The sequence below is a fragment of the Sphingopyxis sp. H115 genome, from assembly GCF_001468465.1.
In the GTDB taxonomy this organism is placed as follows: Bacteria; Pseudomonadota; Alphaproteobacteria; order Sphingomonadales; family Sphingomonadaceae; genus Sphingopyxis.
Genome location: NZ_LNSA01000021.1, coordinates 56,056 through 76,692 on the forward strand (window position 1 = coordinate 56,056; position 20,637 = coordinate 76,692).

A 20,637-nucleotide genomic window follows, 5' to 3' on the forward strand; every position below is an offset into this window, starting at 1 on the left:
GCCTATTTCTTTGCCTTCCCGCACTGCACCGACCCGTTGCCGATGTTGCGGATGGTGCAGACGGGCTTGCCGAGCACGACCGTCTTGCCGATGCCGCGCGTCGTCACCGCAGCGGTCTTGACCGCGTTCAGCCGCGTGTCGCCCGCACCCTCGCTGTCGAGCGTCAGTTCGCCGACCGCGAGCGCGCCGGCGTCGAACATCCCGGCGCCCGACAAGGTCATCTGCGCCTGTTTCGCCGCGCCGCCCAGCGTCATCGTTCCATTGCCGATCATCGCGACCGACAGCCGGTCGGCCTCGATCGCGCCGACCGACAGCGAACCGGGCCCGCGCAGGCCGATGGTGACGCGGCCGCCCTTCATCCGGTCGATCGCCAGCGATCCCGCACCGCCCATCGTCGCCGACCGCAGGCTGGCGGCATTGATACGGATCGTCACCGCCCCGCGCGGCGCGCCGCGCTTTTCATCGCCCGCGAACTGGCGCGCGCCGATCACCAGCCGCCCGTCGCGCGCCTCGATGCTCAGCCGGTCGATTGCATCCTGCGGCCCCGTCGCCACCGCGCCCACCGGCGCGCGCGTCGTCACCTCGATGATATAGTCCGCATTGACCTCGATCGCCTCGAAACTGGTGAGGCCGAAACGCTTCTCGGCCGCCGAAACGGATCCGGTAAATAGCAGGGCGGCCGTCGCCATCGCGGCGGATCGTATCGCTAGGGTCATAGCGCCGCCTTACCGCGTTCGGCCCGGCGGCACCAGCATGGCGTCATTTGCAGGTCGCGGTGCCCGATCCCATCTGGCGGGTCGAACATTTGGCGCCGCCGCCGATCGTGACGTCGCCTGATCCGAGGATGCTGACGTCGGCGTTGCCCGTCGCCTGCGCATCGACATTGCCCGACCCGGTCACCGACACGTCGAGCGTCGTCGCAGCGAGGCCGTCGGCATCGATGTCTCCCGATCCGGTCACCGCGAGCTCGGCCGACCCGACCGTCCCGCCGCCGATCTCGATATCGCCCGACCCCGAAACCTTGATCTCCGCGCTCTTGGCGGTGAGCTTTGCGACCTTGAGGTCGCCCGATCCGGTTACGACGGCTTCAACGGCATCCCCCCCGCGGCGTCGGCGTCGATCGATCCCGATCCGGTCAGCCGCAGCGCGTCGAGGCGCGGCATGGTGATCGCGATATCGAGGTCGTCGTCGTCGCGGCTCGAAAAGCTGAAGCCGTCGCGCTTGCGGCCGATGACCAGCCGCGTCCCGTCGACCTTGATCTCGAGCCGGTCGATGACGTCCGCGCGGCCGCGCGCGCTGATCGAAAAATTGTCGCCCTGGCGGATGGTGACATCGTCGGGTCCTGCCACTTCGACCCCGGTAAAGCCGGTGAGCGCATAGCTTTGCGTCGTTACCGGACCGGCTGCGGCGGGCGCCCCCGCTTCGCTCTTGCCCTGCGGCTTGCCGTCATGATCGGTGCCGTTGCATGCCGTCACCGTCATGCCGAGAGCCAGCGGCAAAATCGCCATCGTCCAGTTACGCATCGCAAATCTCCTATGTGTATTGTATGCCTAACACACATGGGCCTTGCTGTCCAGCGACCTACCAGCGAAGCAGCGGGGGGAGCAGCAAGCGGCCGGCGACCCCCGACAACAATATGGCAAGGCCGTGCCACAGCGCGATATGGATCATGTCGTTCGATGCGCAATGGAGCGCGACAATCGCCGCTCCCGCAGCCCCCGCGGCGAACCCGATCACCCAGCCGGCGCGCGTCGGCGAGGTTGGCGCGCCGCCTTTCAGCCAGAAGAAAAGCGCCGCGCCGACCCCGAGCCCCGACAAGGCGCCCTCGATCATGCAGCGCAGGCCGTTTTCCGGACGCGCGGCCTCCATCGCGGCATGGTTGTCCCCAAAGCCGATGACCAGCGCCGACAGCGGCAATGCGAGCGTCGCCAGCCCGGCCCAGCGCCAGCCGCTATAGTCGCGCCCGACGCCCGGCAGGCCCATGCGCAGCGCGCTCCACGCCGCGGCCAGGCCGAGTGCGACGATCAGCCAGAAGGACAGCATCGGCAGCGGCGGCATCATCGCGCCGTCGGCAAGGTCGTGGCGCGCGCCCGACAGCCACAGCAGCGCCGCGCCGCCGCCGATCCACCCCGTGGCGACCCACAGCGAACCGCGCGCGACCCGCCGCGGCCGCACGGGTTCGAGCTCGTCGGCAAGGCCGTCGATCAGATCGTCGATCGATGCTTTGGTCATGTCATTCGCTTTCAACCAATTGCGCAAGCTTCTTCAGCCCGCGATGAATATTCACTTTGACCAGCGACTCGCTCTGGCCGCAAATCTGCGACGCCTCGGCGATAGAGGCCCCATCGATCTTGACCAGCGTGATCGCCTGCGCCTGCGCAGGCGGCAATTGCCCAAGCAGGTGATCGATGCTGAGCCGCGCGTGCACCGCTTCGTCCTCGGCGCCGATCGCCGCGTCATTGTCGCCCAGCTCGGCCTCGTCGCGCTGACGCCGCAGCATGTCGATCCAGCGATAGCGCGCGATCGCGGCGAGCCACGGCAGGAAGGCGCGCGACGGATCCCATGTCGCCAGCTTGCGATGCATCGACACCAGCGTTTCCTGCACCAGGTCGTCGATCTGGTGCGGCGCACTGCGCCGCGCGAAATAGCGTTCGAGCCATTTGCGGCTGTCGCCGAGCAGCGCGCGATAGGCCGCACGATCCCCACGCTGCGATGCCGCCATCAGGCGCGCGAGCGAGGGTTCGTCGATGCTCATTTCGCGCGCAGCTTATCAACAAGCGCGTCGAGCGAGAACAGTCCGCCGCCGCGCACGATCAGCATCGCCGCCATCGCGGTCCATAGCGAGTGGACCGGCCACCACGCATCGGGAAAGACGAAGATCTGGATGACCAGCGTCATCACGAGCAACGCCCCCGCTGACAGCCGCGTCGCCAGACCGAATAGCAGCAGCGCCGGGAAAAGATGTTCGGCATAGGTGGTCAGCGGCACCGCGATCGACGGGTCGAGCGGCAGCCCCGAAAATTCCGACGCGAACAGGTCATATTGCGAAGGATCGATCTGCAGGAACCCGCCCTCGACCACCTTCGTCTGCCCCGAACGCCAGAAGACGCCGGCCAGCGCGACGCGCAGCAGCAGCAAAGCCAGCGATTCGGGGATGCGTCCCGCCGCCAGCGCGACGCCGCGATCATAAAATGCGATTAGCCTGTTCATCTCTCAAACCCTCTCGAACGCCCCGGCGGCGATCAGCGCCGCGATCGCGGCACCGCCGTCGGGATGGGTTTCGTCGAGCGCGGCGATCAGGTTACCGAGCGGCGAAATTTCATCGGCCAGGGCAAGCACCGCCATCGCGGAGATATCGACCGCGAACAGGCGAACCTCCGCCGCGGGCCGCGCGACGAGCAACGCCCGGACATCGGGCGCCAGCGCCGGATCGACCAGGGCGGCGGCGGCGCTGGCCAGCGTCAGGCTGCGCGCCGCGGGGTGCCGCCGCACGCGAAGGGCGAGCAAGGCAGCTTCGTCGAGCCCGGCCAGCTCGGCAAGCTCCAGCGCTGGCGCGTCGGCGGCATGATAGGCTGCAAGCCACGCGGCTTCGATCCGCGCAAGGTCGGCGGCGACCGGGTCGACCAGCATATCGGCGAAGCCCTTGCCGATGTCCGCCAGCGGCCGGTAGCGGGCGCCTCCGGCGTCGAGGAACGCGCGCGACAGCCGGTTGAACTCGGCGTCGCCCAAATAGGCGCGCGTATGCGGGAAGGTGTCTTCGAGCGCGACGAGCCGCGCATGCGATATGGTGTTGGCGTGAACGCGCAAGCCGCGCAGCACATCGCCTTCGCTGCCCGCGAACAGGCCGGCGGGCAGGTGATCGGGGCCGTGCAGCAGCGTCGCGGCGATCGCCGCCTGCACGTCACGCATCGACATGTTCGATCAGCAGCGCGTCAGCCTTGGCGACCTCGGCGATGAGCACGGTATAGGGCGGAACGTCGCTGTCCCATTCGACCAGCACCGGTTTCGGGCCGGCGCGATCCAGAAAGGTCGAAAGCAAATCCCAGCAGCTCGCGCGCACCGCCGATCCATGATCGTCGATCGCGATCTGCCCGCCCATATCGTCATCCTTCACCGCATGGCCGGCGACATGGATCTCGCCAACCAGACGCGGGTCGATGGCATCGAGCCAAGACCCGGAATCGAGCCCGAGGTTGAACGCCGACACCTCGATATTGTTGACGTCAAGCAGCAGGCCGCAGCCGCTGCGGCGGCAAAGTTCGTGGAGAAAATCGACCTCGCCCCAATCGTCGCCAGCATAAGCGAGATAGCGCGATGGATTTTCGATCAGCATCGTCCGGCCGAGCCGGTCCTGTACGCAGCCGATCTCGGCGACGAAATGATCGAGCGCCGCATGGCTGTAGGGGACGGGCAGCAGGTCGGGGAATTTATCCTCGGGCCCGTTGCTCCAGCTCAGATGGTCGGACACCATCGCGGGGCCATAACGCGCGCACAGCGCGGCCAGCGCCTCAAGTTCTTCGCGGTCGGCGCCCGCCGCCGAACCGAGCGACAGTCCGACTGAATGGAAGCTCAGCGGCATATGCTCCGCGATCGCGGTCAGCCAGCGATGCGGAGGCCCGCCTGCGCCGAAGTAGTTTTGGGGGTGTACTTCGGCCCAGGCGGGCGGGTTGCCCTGCTCCGCCGCCGCCAGGACATCGGCATAATGTTCGGGCTTCAGCCCGAAACCGGCGCGCGGCGGCAAGGTGCGAAGCGGGCGGGGGGGCACAGGTGTCAGCCCTTCTTGGGGACCGGCTTGGCATTGCCCTTGTGCGCGGCGAGCGTGCCGCCCATCTTGACGCATTCGCCCTTGGCGACATACTTCCAGGCATTGCCCTGATAGTCGACCGTCGACGTCCCGGCGCAGCTCGTGCCCGGACCCGCGGCGCAGTCATTCTTGCCCTTCAGCGATACGCCATAGCATTTTTCCTTGGCGCCATCGGCGGCGGCGGCGGGGACCGCCATGGTGCCGGCGGCCATGGCGAGGACCGCCGAGGCGGCGAGCGACAGTTTCAGCGTATTGGACATTCGGATTCTCCCTTGCAAAATGGATGATGCGGAGGATGGCATCGGGGAGGGTTTCGCAGGCGAAGCCGGCGCGGTTACGCGGCACCCGAAATTTCGCGCCATCTTGTCGCCACCTTCGTGCGCCAGATGTATCGACTCCCCATAGGAAAGAGAGACGATGAGCGTAGCGTTTCGCCGCGAAAGCGACGACGAGCATAAGGAACCGGAATATGAGCTGCCCATTCCGGTCGGCCCCAATCTGGTGACGCCGCGCGGACTGCGCCTGCTCGGCGAAGAGATCGCGCGTATCGAAGCCGATGTTGCCGCGGCCGCCGACGAGGATAGCCGCAAGAAACTCCAGCGCCGCCTCCGCTATTTCCACACGCGCCACTCGACTGCCGACGTGCAGCTGCCGCCCGCCGACGGCAGCATCGGGATCGGCAGCCGCGTGCAGTACCGGCTGAACGAGACCGAGAACCGGCTGACCATCGTCGGCGGCGACGAGGCCGACCCGGCGCTCGGCACCATCGCCTTCTTCGCGCCGCTCGCCCGCGCGATGATGGGTGCGGAAGCGGGCGAGAGCGTCGAATATCAGGGCCGCGAGGACGCAATATCGATCCTTTCGGTCGAACCCGACCCGGAGGTGCTGGCATGAAAGACAAGTTCGAACGCCATAAACAGCCGTGGACCGCGGCCGAGATCGACAAGCTGCACGCGCTCGCGAAAAAGGGCATGGCGCTCAGGGCCATCGCCAAGGCGCTGACGCGCAGCGAGGAATCGGTGAAGACGCGCGCCAAGGCCGACGGCCTCTTGATCGCAAAGCTGCACTGACAACCGCATGACAAGTTACGACGCCATCGTGCTGGGTGCCGGCGCGGCCGGACTGATGTGCGCCGCGGTCGCGGGGCAAAGGGGGAAGCGCGTCCTGTTGCTCGACCATGCCGATCAGGTCGGCAAGAAGATCCTCATTTCGGGTGGCGGGCGCTGTAACTTCACCAACATCCACACCGTCCCCGACCGCTATATCTCGGCGAACCCGCATTTCGCCAAATCGGCGCTCGCGCGTTACACGCCAGCCGACTTCATCGAACTGGTCGACCGCTACGGCATCGCCCATCACGAAAAAACCCTCGGCCAGCTCTTCTGCGACGGATCGGCGAAACAGATTGTCGCGATGCTGCTCGACGAATGCGCCAAGGGCGGCGTCGACGTCCGCTGCGGCGAAGTTATACGACAACTGGAGCATAGCGACGCGACGTTCCGCGGGACCTTCGGCAACTTCCACTTCGCCGCCCCCAACCTCGTGATCGCGACCGGCGGCCCCTCGATCCCAAAGATGGGTGCGACCGGCTTCGCTTACGACCTCGCGCGCCAGTTCGGGCTCAAGGTCGTCGAACCCCGCCCCGCGCTCGTCCCGCTGACGCTTGGCGGCGACGATGTGCTGTTCCGCGACCTGTCGGGCGTCGCGACGCCGGTCGAGGCGCGCGCGGGAAAAGCGGCGTTCCGCGAAGCCGCGCTGTTCACGCACAAGGGGCTGTCGGGACCCGCGATCCTGCAGATCAGCAGCTATTGGCGCCACGGCGAAGAGGTCCTGATCGACTTTCTGCCCGATGCCGCGCCCGGCTGGCTACTCGATACCAAGCGCGCAAAACCCCGCGCGACGCTCGCCTCGACGCTCGCTCTCCCCGATCGCCTTGCGCAGACGCTCGCCGAACGGCTGGCGCTGCCCGGCGAACTCGGCGCCTTGACCGACCGCAAGCTGGCCGATGCCGAGGCGCGGCTGAAACGCTGGCCCTTCCGTCCGAACGGCACCGAAGGCTTCGCCAAGGCCGAGGTCACCGTCGGCGGAATTTCGACCGCAAACCTTTCCTCGCAAACAATGATGGCCAAAAGCGTGCCGGGGCTGTATGCGGTCGGCGAAGCCGTGGACGTCACCGGGTGGCTGGGCGGCTATAATTTTCAATGGGCTTGGGCCAGCGGACACGCGGCGGGCCAAGCACTTTAGGAAAAACCCACATATTTCCTCGTCATGCTGAGCTCGTTTCAGCATCTATGACCCAATTCTTTGGACTCGGGCGACAGACCTGAGCCGAATCCCGGGCGGCGGAGAACGTAACCACGGCGCTTTTGCCGTCCAGGATAAGAAGACCAAAATGCCTTTCGAAAATCTCTCGACCGTCCTTTCGGACGCCCTCACCGCGCGCGGCTATGAAGCGCTCACCCCCGTTCAGGCACATGTCACCGAAACCGAAGCCAAGGGACGCGACCTGCTCGTGTCGGCGCAGACCGGCTCGGGCAAGACCGTCGCTTTCGGCCTCGCGATGGCCGACGAGCTGATCGAGGACGGCCGCCTGCCGTTCGCGACCTCGCCGCTCGCGCTCATCATCGCTCCGACCCGCGAACTCGCGCTCCAGGTCAGCCGTGAATTGAGCTGGCTTTACGGCAAGGCCGGCGCACGTATCGCGACCTGTGTCGGCGGCATGGACGCCAGCAAGGAACGCCGCAACCTCAGCCAAGGCGTCCATATCGTCGTCGGCACCCCCGGGCGCCTTCGCGATCATCTCGAACGCGGCGCGCTCGACCTCGAAGCGCTGCGCGTGGCGGTCCTCGACGAAGCCGACGAAATGCTCGACATGGGCTTTCGCGACGACCTTGAGGAAATCCTCGACGGCACCCCCGATACCCGCCGGACGCTTCTCTTCTCGGCGACGCTTCCGAAGCCGATCGTGCAGCTCGCCAAGCGCTACCAGAAGGATGCGCTGCGCATCTCGACCGTCGGCGAGGACCGCGGCCATGGCGACATCGCCTATCAGGCCGTGACCGTCGCGCCCGCCGACATCGAGGGCGCGGTGATCAACCTGCTCCGCCTCCACGAAGCCGAAACCGCGATGCTGTTCTGCGCGACGCGCGACAATGTCCGCCGCCTGCACGCGAGCCTGATCGAGCGCGGTTTTGCCGCCGTTGCGCTGTCGGGCGAGCATAGCCAGAACGAACGCAACCACGCTTTGCAGGCGCTGCGCGATCGCCGCGCGCGCGTCTGCGTCGCGACCGACGTCGCCGCGCGCGGCATCGATCTGCCGACGCTCAGCCTCGTCATCCACGTCGAAATCCCGCGCGATGCCGAAACGCTTCAGCACCGGTCTGGCCGCACCGGCCGCGCCGGCAAAAAAGGCACGGCGGTCATCATCGTCCCCTATCCGCGCCGCCGCCGCGTCGACGGCATGCTTCGCGGCGCACGGATCAACGCCGAATGGATGGACGCCCCGACCGCCGCCGACGTCCGCCAAAAAGATCAGGAACGGCTGATCGACAAACTGCTCGCGCCCGTCGAGCATGAGCCCGAGGATCTGGAGTTGGCGCAGCGTCTGATGGCCGAGCGCACGCCCGAAGACATCGCGGCCTCGCTCGTCCGCGCGCACCGCGCACTTATGCCGCCGCCCGAGGATCTGCTCGACAACGGCCCGCGCGGCCGCGACCGTCCCGAGCGCGGCGGACACGGCGAGCGGTTCGAACGCCAGCACGACGATCGCGGCGGGCGCGGCAGCGGCGACCGTCGCGACGGCTTCGAGGACAGCGTCTGGTTCCGCCTCAACATCGGCCGCCACCAGAATGCCGATCCGCGCTGGATCCTGCCCCTGCTCTGCCGCCGCGGTCATGTGAGCAAGAACGAGATCGGCGCGATCCGTATCGGTCCCAAGGAAACGATGTTCAACATCCCCCGCGCGATCGCTGACCGCTTCGCCGAAGCCGTTGTACGCACCGCGAACCAGGACGGCGAGGACGACAGCGGCGTCGCGATCACGCCCGCGCCCGACGGTCCGACCTACCCGCCGCGCCGCGACAAGTCGCCGCGCGCCGCTGGCCCGCGCGGCGCGCCGGGCGGCAACCGTGCAGGACCGCGTGGCCCGGGCGGTCCCGGCGGCAACGAACGCTACAAGCCTAAGCCCTACGGGCAGCGCAGCCCGCGTCGTCCCAAATGAGTTGATCCCCTCCCCTTCGCTGGAGGGGGTTTCATCGCACTGCCCTTGCGCTCTCTGCTCCGGTCCACCAGATGGGCCGGACAGCAGGAGAGCGGCGCATGCAGGCGATTGAAGCTTTCATCGAAAAACAGGGCGGTCCCGAAGTCATCGACTGGCGCACTGTGACGCTCGCCGATCCCGGCCCCGGGCAGGTTCTCTTGCGCCAGACCGCGGTCGGGCTCAACTATCTCGACACTTACCACCGCGACGGCACCTACCCGATCGACCTGCCCGGCGGGCTCGGTGTCGAGGCGGCAGGCGAAGTCGCCGCCGTCGGTCCCGAGGTCCACGGCCTCCGGCCCGGTGATCGCGTCGCGACGTTCGGGCCGCAGCGGAGCGCCTATGCGTCGGCGCGGCTCGTCCCCGCGTCCTCGCTATTCAAGCTGCCGCCGGGAATCGACGACGAAACCGCGGCCGCCGCGCTGCTCAAGGCATGTACCGTCGAGGCATTGGTCGAGCGCTGCGCGCGCGTCGAGGCCGGCTGGACCGTGCTCGTCCATGCCGCGGCGGGCGGGGTCGGGCTGATCCTCGTCCAATGGCTGAAGGCGATCGGCGCCACGGTGATCGGCACCGTCAGCACCGAGGCCAAGGCCCACGCCGCGCGCGAAGCGGGTGCCGATCACGTCATCCGCTATAAAAGCGACGATGTCGCTGCGCATGTCCGCGAAATCACCGATGGGCAGGGCGTTCCCGTCACCTTCGACGGCATCGGGATGGCGACATGGGATGTGTCGCTCAAGGCTACCGCGCGGCGCGGGCTGATCGTCAGCTATGGCAATGCCGGCGGGCCGGTCACGGGCGTCAACCTCGGCGTCCTTGCACAGCACGGGTCGCAGTTCGTAACCCGTCCGACGCTGTTCGATTACTACCACCTGCCCGGCGAACGCGCGGCGGGCGCCGCACGCGTGTTCGAGATGATCGAGAGCGGCGCGGTGAAGATCACCATCGGCCAGCGTTATTCGCTCGAGGATGCGGCACGGGCGCATGCCGATCTCGAGGCGGGGCGCACGACGGGGTCGACACTGTTGATCCCGGAGCACCCATAACCATCGCCCCCCGCGAAGGCGGGGGTCCCGGTCAGCATTGTGCATCGTCGCTGCGTAAACCTCCAGAGGGCCCTGCCTTCACGCGGACGCGAGCTTGGTTACGCCTTCAGCCGCTCCGCATGCCACGCGACATGCTCGGCCATGAAGGTCGAGATGAAATAATAGCTGTGGTCGTACCCCGGCTGCATCCGGATCTCGGCCTTTTGCCCGTTGCGATCGCACGCCTCGACGAGCAATTCGGTCTTGAGCTGTTCAGCCAGGAAATTGTCGGCCTCGCCCTGATCGACGAGCAGGTCGGGGACGCGCAGTCCCTGATCGAGTAGCGCGCACGCATCATAAGCCTGCCAATCCTCGCGGTCGTCGCCGAGGTAATGGCCGAGCGCCTTCTGACCCCACGGGCACTGCGACGGCGCGACGATCGGCGAAAAGGCCGAGACCGAGCGGAAACGATCCTGATTGCGAAGGCCAATCGTCAGCGCACCGTGCCCGCCCATCGAATGGCCGGTGATGCCTTGCCGCGTCAGGTCGGCGCTCGGGAAATTGCGCAGGATCAGCGATGGCAGCTCATCCTCGATATAGGACCGCATCCGGTAGTGTTTTGCCCATGGCTTCGCGGTCGCATCGACGTAGAAACCCGCGCCCAAGCCGAAGTCCCAGGCACCGTCGGGATCGTCCGGAACCCCCTCGCCCCGCGGCGACGTGTCGGGGGCGATAAAGATGACGCCATGCTCGGCGCAGGCGGCGCGATACTCGCCCTTTTCCATCACATTGGCGTGGGTGCAGGTCAGCCCCGACAGACACCAGAGGACCGACAGTTTCGTGCCGGGAGCATGATCGGGGACGAAAACCGCAAAGGTCATGTCGGTGCCGGTCGTCGTACTGGCATGCGTGTACACGCCTTGCGTGCCGCCATGGCTGCGAACGGTGGAGAGGGTTTCGATGGGCATGGCGCCCTTGTGCCGCGCACGCCCGAAAGGCGCAACCCCGCCGTCCCTGCCTACAACGGGGTTGGCGAAAATCTCGGTTTGCTGGCGCTGAGGTCAGCATCCTAGGCGGCCGCGGCGATCTCTGTCGATTTCGGCGTCGCGGCGATGAACGCCCGTAATGCCGCCTGATAATCAGGACCCGCCGCCGCCGACTGCGCCGCGTCCAGCGCATTGGCATGATAGAGAATGTGCGGCCGATGCCAAGGCATGCCGGCGCGCACCGCGGTTGCGCGGAGCGGCGTGAAAATATCCTCGAGCGAAATCGCGATACGGCCGCCCGGGGCGTAATTTTCGGGTGTGTTCCCCGCCGTCGCGGCGATCATCAGCGGCGTGCCTTCCAGCCTGTCGCCTTCGCGTTCAGCGAAGACATAATATATTCGCGTGAACACCGCATCGATCCAGTCCTTCATCAGCGACGGGACCGAATACCATTGCACCGGGAACTGAAAGACAATGCGGTCGGCGGCGAGCAGCCGTTGCGCCTCGACCGCGCCATCGGTCATCAGGTCGATCCGGCCGCCCGGATAGGTGGCGGCGATGTCGACGACCTCAACGCCGTCGATTTCGGCGGCAGCGCGCGCCAGCAGCGCGTTGGCGACGGACTTTTCCGGATCGGGGTGGAACATCAATATCAATGTCTTGCTCATTCAAGCCTCCTTCGGTCGATGCCCTGAATATGCTGCGCCCAAAGAAAGCATTCCAATTTATATTAAACATGATCTATTATTATTTTCATGAATTTACGGACGATCGACCTCAACCTGCTGGTGATCCTCGACGCGCTGCTCGACGAGGCGCATGTCAGCCGCGCGGCGCAGCGGCTCGGGCTGACCCAGCCCGCGGTGTCGGCGGCGCTGCAACGCTGCCGGGCGCTGTTCGACGACCCGCTGCTCGAACGCGGGCGCGCGATCATGCGCCGCACGCCACGCGGCGAGGCGCTGCGCGCGCCGCTCAAGGCCTTGCTCGGCGACGTCGAAGCACTCGTCGATCCGCCCGCAATCCCGCTGGACCAGATCCGGCAGACCGTGCGCCTGATGATCGCCGACCAGATCGCCGCGCTGCTGCTCCCGCCGCTGCTCGCGCGCCTCGCGGCGACCGCGCCCGGGATCGACCTCGTCGTCCGGGGCTGGCGCGGCGCCGGACAGGCGGCGACCGACCTGCTCGGCGGCGACGTTCACCTCGCCATGTCGCTGTTTGACCGCGAGGTCGAGGGGATCGACCGCCGCCATATCCTCGACGAGCATTATGTCGTGGTGATGCGCCGCGATCATCCGGCAGCGGATGCCTTCACGCTCGACGCCTGGCTCGCCTTTCCGCATGTCGTCGTTTCGGGATCGGGCGAGACGCGCACCCCCTTCGACGCTCGGCTTGAAGCACTTGGCCACCGCCGCCGCGTCGGAATCGTCGTGCCCAGCTTCATGATGGTCCCCGATATCCTGTTCGCGACCGACTATATCGCAATGATGCCCGCGCACGCGATTCCCGACGGGCTGCAGCACGCCATCGCCGTCCGCCATCCGCCGCTCGCGGTCGATGGGTTCCCGCTGCACCTCGCCTGGGCCAGCCGCGCCCGCGGCGACTCCGGGCTGATGCATGTGATGAACGAACTCGCCGACCTCGTTGCCGCGCGCGTTGCGCCAAAGGTCGGGGAAAACGGGACGCGCCGCTAAACGGTGACGGTCGGCACCCGAGCGATCAGTGGCCTATGCCCCCAATGGCGTAGCAGGTCGAGGATCGCCGAGCCCGCCAGCCCCAGCGTCGCGGTGTTGCGGAGCGGGTGGACGTTGACCGGGTCGGCCTCGGCCAGCGCCGAATCAAGTACCACGGTAATGCTGCCCGGCGCTGCGTTGATCGCGGCGAGCGGCGTCACCGACCCCGGCGCGATGCCGAGCAGTCGCTCCATATCGTCGGCCTTGGCGAAGCTGACGCGCTTGCTGCCGATCGCGGCGGGCAAGGCCTTCAGGTCGACGCGCGCCTCCGACGGCACGGTGACGAGCCAATAGGCGCCACCATTATCCTTCAGAAACAGGTTCTTGGTATGCGCGCCCGGTATCGCGCCATTCACCGCGTCGCTTTCGGCAACGGTGAACACCGCCGCATGCTCGTGCGCGGCAAAGGGGATGGCGAGCGCGCTCAGGTCCGCCAGCAATCCCGCTTCGCCGCGCATCGTGCTCACATGCGCTTCAGCGCACAAATCTTGTTGCCGGCGGGATCGCGCAGATAGGCCAGATACATGCTGCCCATTTCGCTCGTGCGGATGCCCGGCGGATCTTCGCAGGGGGTGCCGCCGTTGGCGACGCCCGCGGCGTGCCAGGCGTCGCCCTGTTCGGGCGATTCGACCGCGAAGCCGATCGTACCGCCATTGGCATGGCACGCGGGTTCGCCGTTGATCGGCACCGAAACGCCGAAGATGCCGGTCTTGCTCATATAGAAAAGCCGGCCCTTGGGGTCGATGACGCCTTCCGGCCCACCGAGCGCTGCGAAAAGCGCATCATAAAATTTCTTGGACGCGGCGATGTCGTTCGACCCCACCATGACGTGACTGAACATTTCTCTCTCCCTTTTGCGTTGCGAATCGATACCGAAGCTGTGCCAGTCTTGTCAGCGGAAAACCACCGTCTTGCGGCCATCGATCAGCACGCGCTGTTCGGCGACCCAGCGCACCGCCTTCGCCAGCACCTGCGCCTCGACATCGCGGCCGATGCGGATCAGATCGTCGACGCCGTCGCGGTGATCGACGCGCTCGACCGCCTGCTCGATGATCGGTCCTTCGTCGAGGTCGCTGGTCACGAAATGCGCGGTCGCGCCGATCAGCTTGACCCCGCGCTCCTGCGCGCGGTGATAGGGCTTGGCGCCTTTGAAGCCGGGCAGGAAACTGTGGTGGATGTTGATGCAGCGCCCCGCGAGCTTTGCCGACAGGTCGGACGAGAGCACCTGCATATAGCGCGCGAGCACCAGATATTCGGCGCCGCCGCGCTTCATCACGTCAAGGATCGCGGCTTCCTGGTCGGCGCGGTTGGCGTCGCTCACGGGCAGATAGTGAAACGGCACGCCGTGCCATTCGGACAGCCGCCGCTGCGCTTCGTGGTTCGACACCACCCCGACAATATCGATCGCGAGATTGCCGGTCGACCAGCGGTGCAAAAGATCGTTGAGGCAGTGGCTGCCCTGCGACACCGCGATGACGAAGCGCGGTTTGGCGGCGCTGTCGCTGATCCGCGCGTCCATCGCAAAGCGTTCGACGATCGGCGCGAACGCCTCCTGCACGCCCGCCAGTCCTTCGGGAAAACGCGGCCCCGCACCACGGAATTCGACGCGCATGAAGAAGCGCCCCGAATCGAGGTCGGCATATTGCTGGCTGTCGAGGATGAAGCCGTCGCGCTCGGCGAGCAGCCCAGTCACCGCCGCGACGATCCCCACCGCATCGACGCAGCTGAACGTCAGGACATAAGGTCCGGTCAAATTCTTCCTCCCTCGGCGCACCCCGACCCCGCTCGCGCTGGTCCTGTCGAAGCACCGTTTTCCCTTGGCCGCCGCATGGAGGAAGAACGGTCCTTCGACAAGCTCGGGGCGAACGGAAAATAAGGGTTAGAAGACTACCACCGAACGAATGCTCTCGCCCGCGTGCATCAGGTCGAACCCCTTGTTGATCTCCTCCAGCCCCATGACGTGGGTGATCATCGGGTCGATCTCGATCTTGCCGGTCATGTACATGTCGACGATCTTCGGCACGTCGGTGCGGCCCTTGGCGCCGCCGAACGCGGTGCCGCGCCAGTTGCGGCCCGTGACGAGCTGGAACGGCCGCGTCGCGATCTCTTTGCCCGCCTCAGCAACGCCGATGATGATCGAGGTGCCCCAGCCACGGTGGCAGGCTTCGAGCGCGATCCGCATCACTTCGGTATTGCCCGTCGCGTCGAAGGTGTAGTCGGCGCCGCCGTCGGTCATCTGGACGATCGCAGCGACCGTGTCTTCGCGGCTCATGCCCTTCGAGTTGAGGAAGTCGGTCATGCCGAACTTGCGGCCCCATTCCTCGCGATCGGGGTTGATGTCGACGCCGATGATCTGGTTGGCACCGGCAAGCCGCGCGCCCTGGATCACGTTGAGGCCGATGCCGCCCAGGCCGAAGACGACGACATTGTCGCCGACCTGCACCTTCGCGGTGTTGATCACCGCGCCGACGCCGGTGGTGACGCCGCAGCCGATGTAGCAGCTCGACTGGAAGGGCGCGTCCTCGCGGATCTTCGCGACCGCGATCTCGGGCAGCACGGTGAAGTTCGAGAAGGTCGAGCAGCCCATATAATGGAAGATCGGCTGGCCCTTGTACGAAAAGCGCGTCGTGCCGTCGGGCATCAAGCCCTTGCCCTGCGTTGCGCGGATCGCGGTGCAGAGGTTGGTCTTGCCGCTAAGGCAGCTTTTGCACTGGCGGCATTCGGGGGTGTAGAGCGGGATGACGTGGTCGCCGGGCTTCACGCTGGTGACGCCCGCGCCGACCTCGCGCACGACGCCCGCGCCCTCGTGCCCCAGCACGCTCGGAAAGATGCCCTCGCTGTCGAAGCCGTCGAGCGTGTACGCGTCGGTGTGGCAGATGCCCGTCGCCATGATCTCGACCAGCACCTCGCCCGCCTTCGGGCCTTCGAGGTCGAGTTCGACAATTTCGAGCGGCTTCTTCGCTTCGAACGCAACGGCGGCGCGGGTCTTCATGGGCGGTCTCCTTCTTGGCGCTCCCAATCAGGCAAAGGGCGCGGCAATGCAAGATACTCCTGATCCTCCCTGCGGGCGAAGCCGTGGGGAGATGGCAGCGCAGCGCTGACGGAGGGGCTTTGGCGCACCGTTGCGGCCCCTCCACCACTTGCTTCGCAAGCGGTCCCCCTCCCCATGGCTGCGCCACAGGGAGGATTACTCGACGTCCAAGCTTGACCAAGCCAGGTGAGTCGGGGTCCGAACGCGCGTGTCATTTTGTTCGGAAGGTCACAAAGGTCACGCCACATACCCCTCTTGTTTCGCTTCCCCGGTGGCACGGGCCGGGAGCGAGGCGCAGGGCAACGGCGGGTGGGATCGCAATGGTCATGGCGAGCAGGCTATGCCTGCGAAATAATGTAGGAAAGCCCCTTCTGCTGCCATCCCATTTCGTCACCCTCGAACGAGACACGCGGCTCGTTCGACTTGACCCGGGGTCCATGACGCCGGCGCCGCAATGGATCCCGGATCAAGTCCGGGATGACGATGAAGGATAAGGATTGCCCTCGTCTCGCTCCTCGATCCGCTGCGGCCGCAGGAAGAACCGATCTGGGCGGTCTATCCGCAGCGGCGGCACTTGCTGCCGAAGGTGCGGTTGCTGATCGACAAGCTGTGCGAGGAATTGCCGGGGGCGTTGCGGCGAAGTGAGGGGGGATAAAACGCCGCCATCAAGCGACTTGTGGGCCGTTGGCCAACAATGGGCTCCAGATGAGGTCGAGCCGTTCGACGGTCGTATCGGTCAATTCGTACATCTCGGAAAGCGAAGCCTCCGTCGCTCTGACCAGATCGCGACCGCCCTCGGTGCCGAGAAAGCGTCCGGAGTGCGTATACTGAAACTTCCACCCGGCTTGCGAAATTGACTCCGCGGCTCGGATCGAAATCCACCGATCACCCCAGACCGTCAGGGCTACGCTCTGCCGTTTGCGCACCTTGAATGTAACTTCCACCCGCTCTTCGGTCTTTCCATCGCGAAGCTCGATGAAGCGCTCAATTGTCGGAGTTGCGTTATGATGCTTGAGCGCTTTTCGACGGCGTTTAAGGCTATCAAGCACGTCCAATAGGAATGGGCAGTCTGACCTTTCGAGCATGTCGCCTTTTAGCAAAAAAGGTTCAGTGCGCTAGCGGCCAACAGTTGAAGCTCAACACTCCACCACGCTGACCGCCAGCCCGCCCTTCGACGTTTCCTTATATTTGTCGCGCATGTCGCGCCCCGTTTGCAACATCGTCGCGATCACCGTGTCGAGGCTGACGACATGCGTGCCGTCGCCGATCATCGCGATGCGGCTCGCGTCGATCGCCTTGATCGCGCCCATCGCGTTGCGCTCGATGCACGGGATCTGCACCAGGCCGCCAATGGGATCACAAGTGAGGCCAAGATTGTGCTCCATGCCGATCTCGGCGGCGTTCTCGACCTGCGCGTTCGTCCCGCCCAAGGCCGCAGTCAGCCCCGCCGCCGCCATCGAGCAGGCGACGCCAACCTCGCCCTGGCAGCCGACCTCGGCGCCCGAAATGCTGGCGTTGCGCTTGTAGAGCGCCCCGACCGCGCCCGCGGCGAGCAGGAAGGTGCGCACCCCGGCGGCGTCGCCGCGATAGCCGCGGCGGTAGAAGCGGATCACTGCGGGGATGATCCCCGCCGCACCGTTGGTCGGCGCGGTGACGACCTTGCCGCCCGCAGCATTTTCCTCGTTCACCGCCATCGCCCACAGGTTGATCCAATCCATCATCGCGAGCGGATCGGTCAGATTCGCCTCGTGGCGGTTGCGGATGTCTTCGGCGATCTGCGGTGCACGGCGCTTGACCTTAAGGCCCCCCGGCAAAATTCCGGTGCTGCAGCAGCCCGATTCAATCGACGCATCCATCGCCTCCGCGATCGCGTCGAGTCCGGCGTTCACCTCTTCGAGGCCACGGTGGACCAGCTCATTCTCCAGCATCATCTCGGCGAAGCTCTTGCCCGACGCGGCACCCATTTCGAGCAGGTCGGCGCCCGAGGTGAAGGCGAAGGGCAAGCTCACTTCATCCTCCGCCCCGCGGCTGTTGCGTCCCGCCTCATCCTCATCGACGACGAAGCCGCCGCCGATCGAGAAATACATGCGTTTCGCGAGGATTTCGCCATCACCGTCGCGCGCGGTGAAGCTCAAGGCGTTGCTGTGGAACGGCTGGCGCTGGCGCATCTGGAAATGCAGGTCGCGCTTTGGCTGGAAGCGAACACGCTGCCGGCCGAGCAGGTAGAGGAAACCTTCGCTCTCCGCGCGGTCCCAATGCGCCTTGATCGCGGCGAGGCTGGTCGATGCGGGGATTTCGCCGGCCAGACCCGCGACGATCGCGGTGTCGGCAGCGTGGCCCTTCCCCGTCAGCGCGAGCGAGCCGTAGAGGTCCGCCTCGACATGCGCGGTCTTCGTGAGCAGCCCCGTTTCGTCGAGCCACACGGTAAAGCGCCGCGCCGCAACCATCGGCCCGACGGTATGCGAGCTGGAGGGACCGACACCGATTTTGAAAAGTTCGAACAGGCTGATCGTCATGGCGGCGCCTATAGGCGAAGGCGGACGATCCCGATAGGCCCGTGCGGGCCAATTTTCGTTACGGCTTGCAATAAAATCCTCCCTGTCGCGAAGCGATGGGGAGGGGAACCACCGAAGGTGATGGAGGGGCTGCGACGCCGCGTTATCGCCCCTCCGTCAGCGCTGCGCGCTGCCACCTCCCCATGCCTGCGGCACAGGGAGGATCAACAAATTACGCCGGATAGGTCCAGGCGCCGTCGCGCGCGAAATTCTCCGCCGCGAAATCCCAGTTGAGCAGTTCGTCGACCACCGCGTCGACATAGGCCGGGCGCAGGTTCTTGCGGTCGATATAATAAGCATGTTCCCACACGTCGATCACGACGAGCGGCTTGATGCCCGCGACCAGCTCGGTGCCCGCATCGTGCGTGTCGGTGACCGACAGCGTGCCGTCGCGCGAGACAAGCCACGCCCAGCCCGACGCGAAATGGTTGACCGCGGTTTCCTTGAGCTTCTTTTTCAGGTCATCGAGCGAACCGAAATCGCGGTCGATCGCGGCGGCGAGATCGCCGGCGGGCGCGGTCTTCGTAGGGCTCAGGCTGTTCCAGTAAAAGGCGTGGTTCCACGACTGGGCGCTGTTGTTGAACAGGCCCTTGTTGCCCGACCCTTCGGCGTGGTGGATGATTTCCTCCAAGCTCTTGCCGGCGAGGTCGGTGCCTTCGATCGCGGCGTTCGTCTTGTCGACATAGGCCTTGTGGTGCTTGCCATGGTGCGTCGCCAGCGTGTCGGCCGAAATATGCGGCTCGAGCGCATCCTGGGCATAGGGCAGCGGCGGGAAAGCGATCGTCATGGCAGTCTCCTTTTTTGGTGTCGGGGGACTAACTCGGTATCTTGCCCGCGAGTTGCAACCCCGTGACGGCAATTTTCCTTTGATTAAACCCCTCGTCTGAAGGGGAGAGGCACTAGGTCACCATTCCCCGCAGCGTCGCGATGCGGTCGGCTTCCTCGGCGGGCTTGTCGCGTCGGATGCGCGAAATGCGCGGGAAGCGCATCGCCAGCCCCGACTTGTGGCGCTTCGACGCATGGATCGAATCGAAGGCGACTTCGAGCACGAGCGACTTTTCGACCTCGCGCACCGGGCCGAAGCGATTGAGCGTGTTATCGCGCACAAACTTGTCGAGCCACTTCAGTTCCTCGTCGGTGAAACCCGAATAGGCTTTGCCGACCGGGAGCAGTTCGCCCGCGTCGGACCAGCAACCGAAGGTATAGTCCGAATAGAAACTCGCGCGGCGTCCATTGCCCCTTTGGGCGTACATCATGACGCAGTCGGCGGTGAGCGGGTCGCGCTTCCATTTATACCAAAGCCCGGCGCGGCGCCCCGCGACATAGGGCGCGTCGCGGCGCTTGAGCATCACCCCCTCGATCGCGGCATCGCGCGCTCCGGCGCGGCGTTCGGCGAGATCGTCGAAGTCGCGCGCCTCGATCACTTGCGACAGGTCGAAATGGCTGTCGGCGAGGCGCGGGACGAAGGCCTCCAATTGCCGCCGCCGTTCGGTCCACGGCAGCGGGCGCAGATCGTTGCCGTCGACCGCGAGCAAATCGTAAACGCGAACGAAGGCCGGATAATCGGCGAGCATCTTCTTCGACACGGTCTTGCGTCCGAGCCGCTGTTGGAGCGCGTTGAAGCTCGCCGCGTCACCCCCCTGCGTCTCGCCGCGTACGAGCAGTTCGCCGTCGATCACCGCATCCTGGTCGAACGCCGCGACCAGTTCGGGAAAAGCTGCGCTGATTTCCTCACCACCGCGGCTGTAGATGCGCGTCTCGGCGCCACCGCGGACGATCTGGACGCGAATACCGTCCCATTTCCATTCGGCGGCATAGTCGGCAAGGTCGACGCGCTCCTCCTCGAGCGGATGCGCGAGCATGAAGGGGCGGAAGAAGGCGACGTCGGCAAGGTCGGGGCGCTCGGCCCTGCCCTCGCCCCATGCGAACAGCGGCGCATAGGGCGGCGGGATCGCGTGCCACAGCTCCTCGACATCGTCGATCGGCACATGGAACGCCTGCGCGAACGCCTGTTTCGCGAGCCGCGCCGACACCCCGACGCGCATCCCGCCGAGCGCGAGCTTGAGCAGCGCATAGCGCCCGTCGGCATCGAGCCGGTCGAGCAGCGACGCGACAACCGCGGGCGCATCGCTGCGGCTCGTGGCGGCCAAAGTATCGACGACTTCGGAGACGGACAATTCTCCCTCCCCTTCAGGGGAGGGTCGGGGTGGGGCCTGTGGCGCTTGTGCGCCATCGACATGCCCCACCC

Annotated in this window: 25 protein-coding genes; 6 read left to right on the forward strand and 19 right to left on the reverse strand. The window is 66.0% G+C overall.

Annotated elements, in window-relative coordinates; translation table 11 throughout:
• Window positions 1-2: 2 nt before the first annotated feature.
• From ATE71_RS14915 to ATE71_RS14950, 9 genes are all read right to left on the reverse strand, one after another.
• Entirely contained in the window at window positions 3-689 is a 687-nt protein-coding gene (locus tag ATE71_RS14915) for a head GIN domain-containing protein (protein WP_235588037.1), read from the reverse strand.
• A gap of 70 nt (window positions 690-759) precedes the next feature.
• Window positions 760-1,131 (reverse strand): GIN domain-containing protein, encoded by a 372-nt coding sequence (locus tag ATE71_RS23060; protein WP_321164284.1) that lies wholly within the window; start codon window positions 1,129-1,131, stop codon window positions 760-762.
• Window positions 1,077-1,523: a GIN domain-containing protein gene (locus tag ATE71_RS23065; protein WP_268801431.1), complete on the reverse strand. Its 447-nt coding sequence runs from the start codon at window positions 1,521-1,523 to the stop codon at window positions 1,077-1,079. Before ATE71_RS23065 ends, ATE71_RS23060 begins: the two co-directional genes overlap by 55 nt.
• A 58-nt stretch (window positions 1,524-1,581) precedes the next feature.
• A complete protein-coding gene (locus tag ATE71_RS14925) occupies window positions 1,582-2,232 on the reverse strand; it encodes an NrsF family protein (protein ID WP_058804160.1) in 651 nt (216 codons plus the stop codon).
• A gap of 1 nt (window position 2,233) precedes the next feature.
• Window positions 2,234-2,755: a sigma-70 family RNA polymerase sigma factor gene (locus tag ATE71_RS14930; protein ID WP_058804161.1), complete on the reverse strand. Its 522-nt coding sequence runs from the start codon at window positions 2,753-2,755 to the stop codon at window positions 2,234-2,236.
• Window positions 2,752-3,210 carry a DoxX family protein gene (locus ATE71_RS14935; protein WP_058804162.1) on the reverse strand — a complete coding sequence of 153 codons (459 nt, stop codon included), beginning with the start codon at window positions 3,208-3,210 and terminating at the stop codon, window positions 2,752-2,754. The genes ATE71_RS14930 and ATE71_RS14935 overlap by 4 nt, the downstream gene beginning before the upstream one ends.
• A 3-nt stretch (window positions 3,211-3,213) precedes the next feature.
• Window positions 3,214-3,909 (reverse strand): DNA-binding domain-containing protein, encoded by a 696-nt coding sequence (locus tag ATE71_RS14940; RefSeq protein ID WP_082665227.1) that lies wholly within the window; start codon window positions 3,907-3,909, stop codon window positions 3,214-3,216.
• On the reverse strand, window positions 3,902-4,765 hold the full coding sequence (locus ATE71_RS14945) for a DUF692 domain-containing protein (protein WP_058804164.1): 864 nt from the start codon (window positions 4,763-4,765) through the stop codon (window positions 3,902-3,904). Before ATE71_RS14945 ends, ATE71_RS14940 begins: the two co-directional genes overlap by 8 nt.
• Before the next feature lie 5 nt (window positions 4,766-4,770).
• Window positions 4,771-5,064: a DUF2282 domain-containing protein gene (locus ATE71_RS14950; protein ID WP_058804165.1), complete on the reverse strand. Its 294-nt coding sequence runs from the start codon at window positions 5,062-5,064 to the stop codon at window positions 4,771-4,773.
• Window positions 5,065-5,221: 157 nt separating this feature from the next.
• Between ATE71_RS14950 and ATE71_RS14955 the strand changes: the two genes are divergently transcribed.
• The 5 genes from ATE71_RS14955 (at window position 5,222) to ATE71_RS14975 (ending at window position 10,108) form a co-directional block, all read left to right on the forward strand.
• Window positions 5,222-5,698 carry a GreA/GreB family elongation factor gene (locus ATE71_RS14955; protein ID WP_058804166.1) on the forward strand — a complete coding sequence of 159 codons (477 nt, stop codon included), beginning with the start codon at window positions 5,222-5,224 and terminating at the stop codon, window positions 5,696-5,698.
• A complete protein-coding gene (locus tag ATE71_RS14960) occupies window positions 5,695-5,874 on the forward strand; it encodes a hypothetical protein (protein ID WP_058804167.1) in 180 nt (59 codons plus the stop codon). Before ATE71_RS14955 ends, ATE71_RS14960 begins: the two co-directional genes overlap by 4 nt.
• A 7-nt stretch (window positions 5,875-5,881) precedes the next feature.
• Window positions 5,882-7,048 carry an NAD(P)/FAD-dependent oxidoreductase gene (locus tag ATE71_RS14965; RefSeq protein WP_058804168.1) on the forward strand — a complete coding sequence of 389 codons (1,167 nt, stop codon included), beginning with the start codon at window positions 5,882-5,884 and terminating at the stop codon, window positions 7,046-7,048.
• A 148-nt stretch (window positions 7,049-7,196) separates the two neighbouring features.
• Entirely contained in the window at window positions 7,197-9,023 is a 1,827-nt protein-coding gene (locus tag ATE71_RS14970) for a DEAD/DEAH box helicase (protein WP_058804169.1), read from the forward strand.
• 98 nt (window positions 9,024-9,121) lie between these two features.
• Window positions 9,122-10,108: a quinone oxidoreductase family protein gene (locus ATE71_RS14975; protein ID WP_058804170.1), complete on the forward strand. Its 987-nt coding sequence runs from the start codon at window positions 9,122-9,124 to the stop codon at window positions 10,106-10,108.
• Window positions 10,109-10,206: 98 nt separating this feature from the next.
• On the opposite strand, the gene fghA is transcribed toward ATE71_RS14975, so the two are convergent.
• Window positions 10,207-11,055, reverse strand: coding sequence for an S-formylglutathione hydrolase (gene fghA / locus ATE71_RS14980; RefSeq protein ID WP_058804171.1), 849 nt, complete (start codon window positions 11,053-11,055; stop codon window positions 10,207-10,209).
• Window positions 11,056-11,156: 101 nt separating this feature from the next.
• Window positions 11,157-11,741, reverse strand: coding sequence for an NAD(P)H-dependent oxidoreductase (locus ATE71_RS14985; RefSeq protein ID WP_058804172.1), 585 nt, complete (start codon window positions 11,739-11,741; stop codon window positions 11,157-11,159).
• Window positions 11,742-11,828: 87 nt separating this feature from the next.
• Between ATE71_RS14985 and ATE71_RS14990 the strand changes: the two genes are divergently transcribed.
• Window positions 11,829-12,764 carry a LysR family transcriptional regulator gene (locus ATE71_RS14990; RefSeq protein ID WP_058804173.1) on the forward strand — a complete coding sequence of 312 codons (936 nt, stop codon included), beginning with the start codon at window positions 11,829-11,831 and terminating at the stop codon, window positions 12,762-12,764.
• Here the strand turns inward: ATE71_RS14990 and ATE71_RS14995 are convergent.
• The 8 genes from ATE71_RS14995 to ATE71_RS15030 all read right to left on the reverse strand — a co-directional run.
• Window positions 12,761-13,261 carry a prolyl-tRNA synthetase associated domain-containing protein gene (locus ATE71_RS14995; protein WP_058804188.1) on the reverse strand — a complete coding sequence of 167 codons (501 nt, stop codon included), beginning with the start codon at window positions 13,259-13,261 and terminating at the stop codon, window positions 12,761-12,763. The two genes, ATE71_RS14990 and ATE71_RS14995, sit on opposite strands and share 4 nt — an antisense overlap.
• Before the next feature lie 5 nt (window positions 13,262-13,266).
• On the reverse strand, window positions 13,267-13,644 hold the full coding sequence (locus tag ATE71_RS15000; RefSeq protein WP_058804174.1) for a VOC family protein: 378 nt from the start codon (window positions 13,642-13,644) through the stop codon (window positions 13,267-13,269).
• Between the two features lie 51 nt (window positions 13,645-13,695).
• Window positions 13,696-14,556, reverse strand: coding sequence for a formyltetrahydrofolate deformylase (purU, locus tag ATE71_RS15005; RefSeq protein WP_201022963.1), 861 nt, complete (start codon window positions 14,554-14,556; stop codon window positions 13,696-13,698).
• A gap of 126 nt (window positions 14,557-14,682) precedes the next feature.
• Window positions 14,683-15,795, reverse strand: coding sequence for an S-(hydroxymethyl)glutathione dehydrogenase/class III alcohol dehydrogenase (locus tag ATE71_RS15010; protein ID WP_058804176.1), 1,113 nt, complete (start codon window positions 15,793-15,795; stop codon window positions 14,683-14,685).
• A gap of 704 nt (window positions 15,796-16,499) precedes the next feature.
• Window positions 16,500-16,883 carry a hypothetical protein gene (locus ATE71_RS15015; protein WP_152998805.1) on the reverse strand — a complete coding sequence of 128 codons (384 nt, stop codon included), beginning with the start codon at window positions 16,881-16,883 and terminating at the stop codon, window positions 16,500-16,502.
• Window positions 16,884-16,970: 87 nt separating this feature from the next.
• Window positions 16,971-18,350, reverse strand: a complete 1,380-nt coding sequence (locus ATE71_RS15020; RefSeq protein WP_058804178.1) for an L-serine ammonia-lyase — start codon at window positions 18,348-18,350, stop codon at window positions 16,971-16,973.
• 211 nt (window positions 18,351-18,561) lie between these two features.
• Window positions 18,562-19,176, reverse strand: coding sequence for a superoxide dismutase (locus ATE71_RS15025; protein WP_058804179.1), 615 nt, complete (start codon window positions 19,174-19,176; stop codon window positions 18,562-18,564).
• 112 nt (window positions 19,177-19,288) lie between these two features.
• Window positions 19,289-20,637: cisplatin damage response ATP-dependent DNA ligase (locus ATE71_RS15030; protein ID WP_058804180.1), on the reverse strand; the 1,349-nt coding region annotated here is incomplete at its 5' end.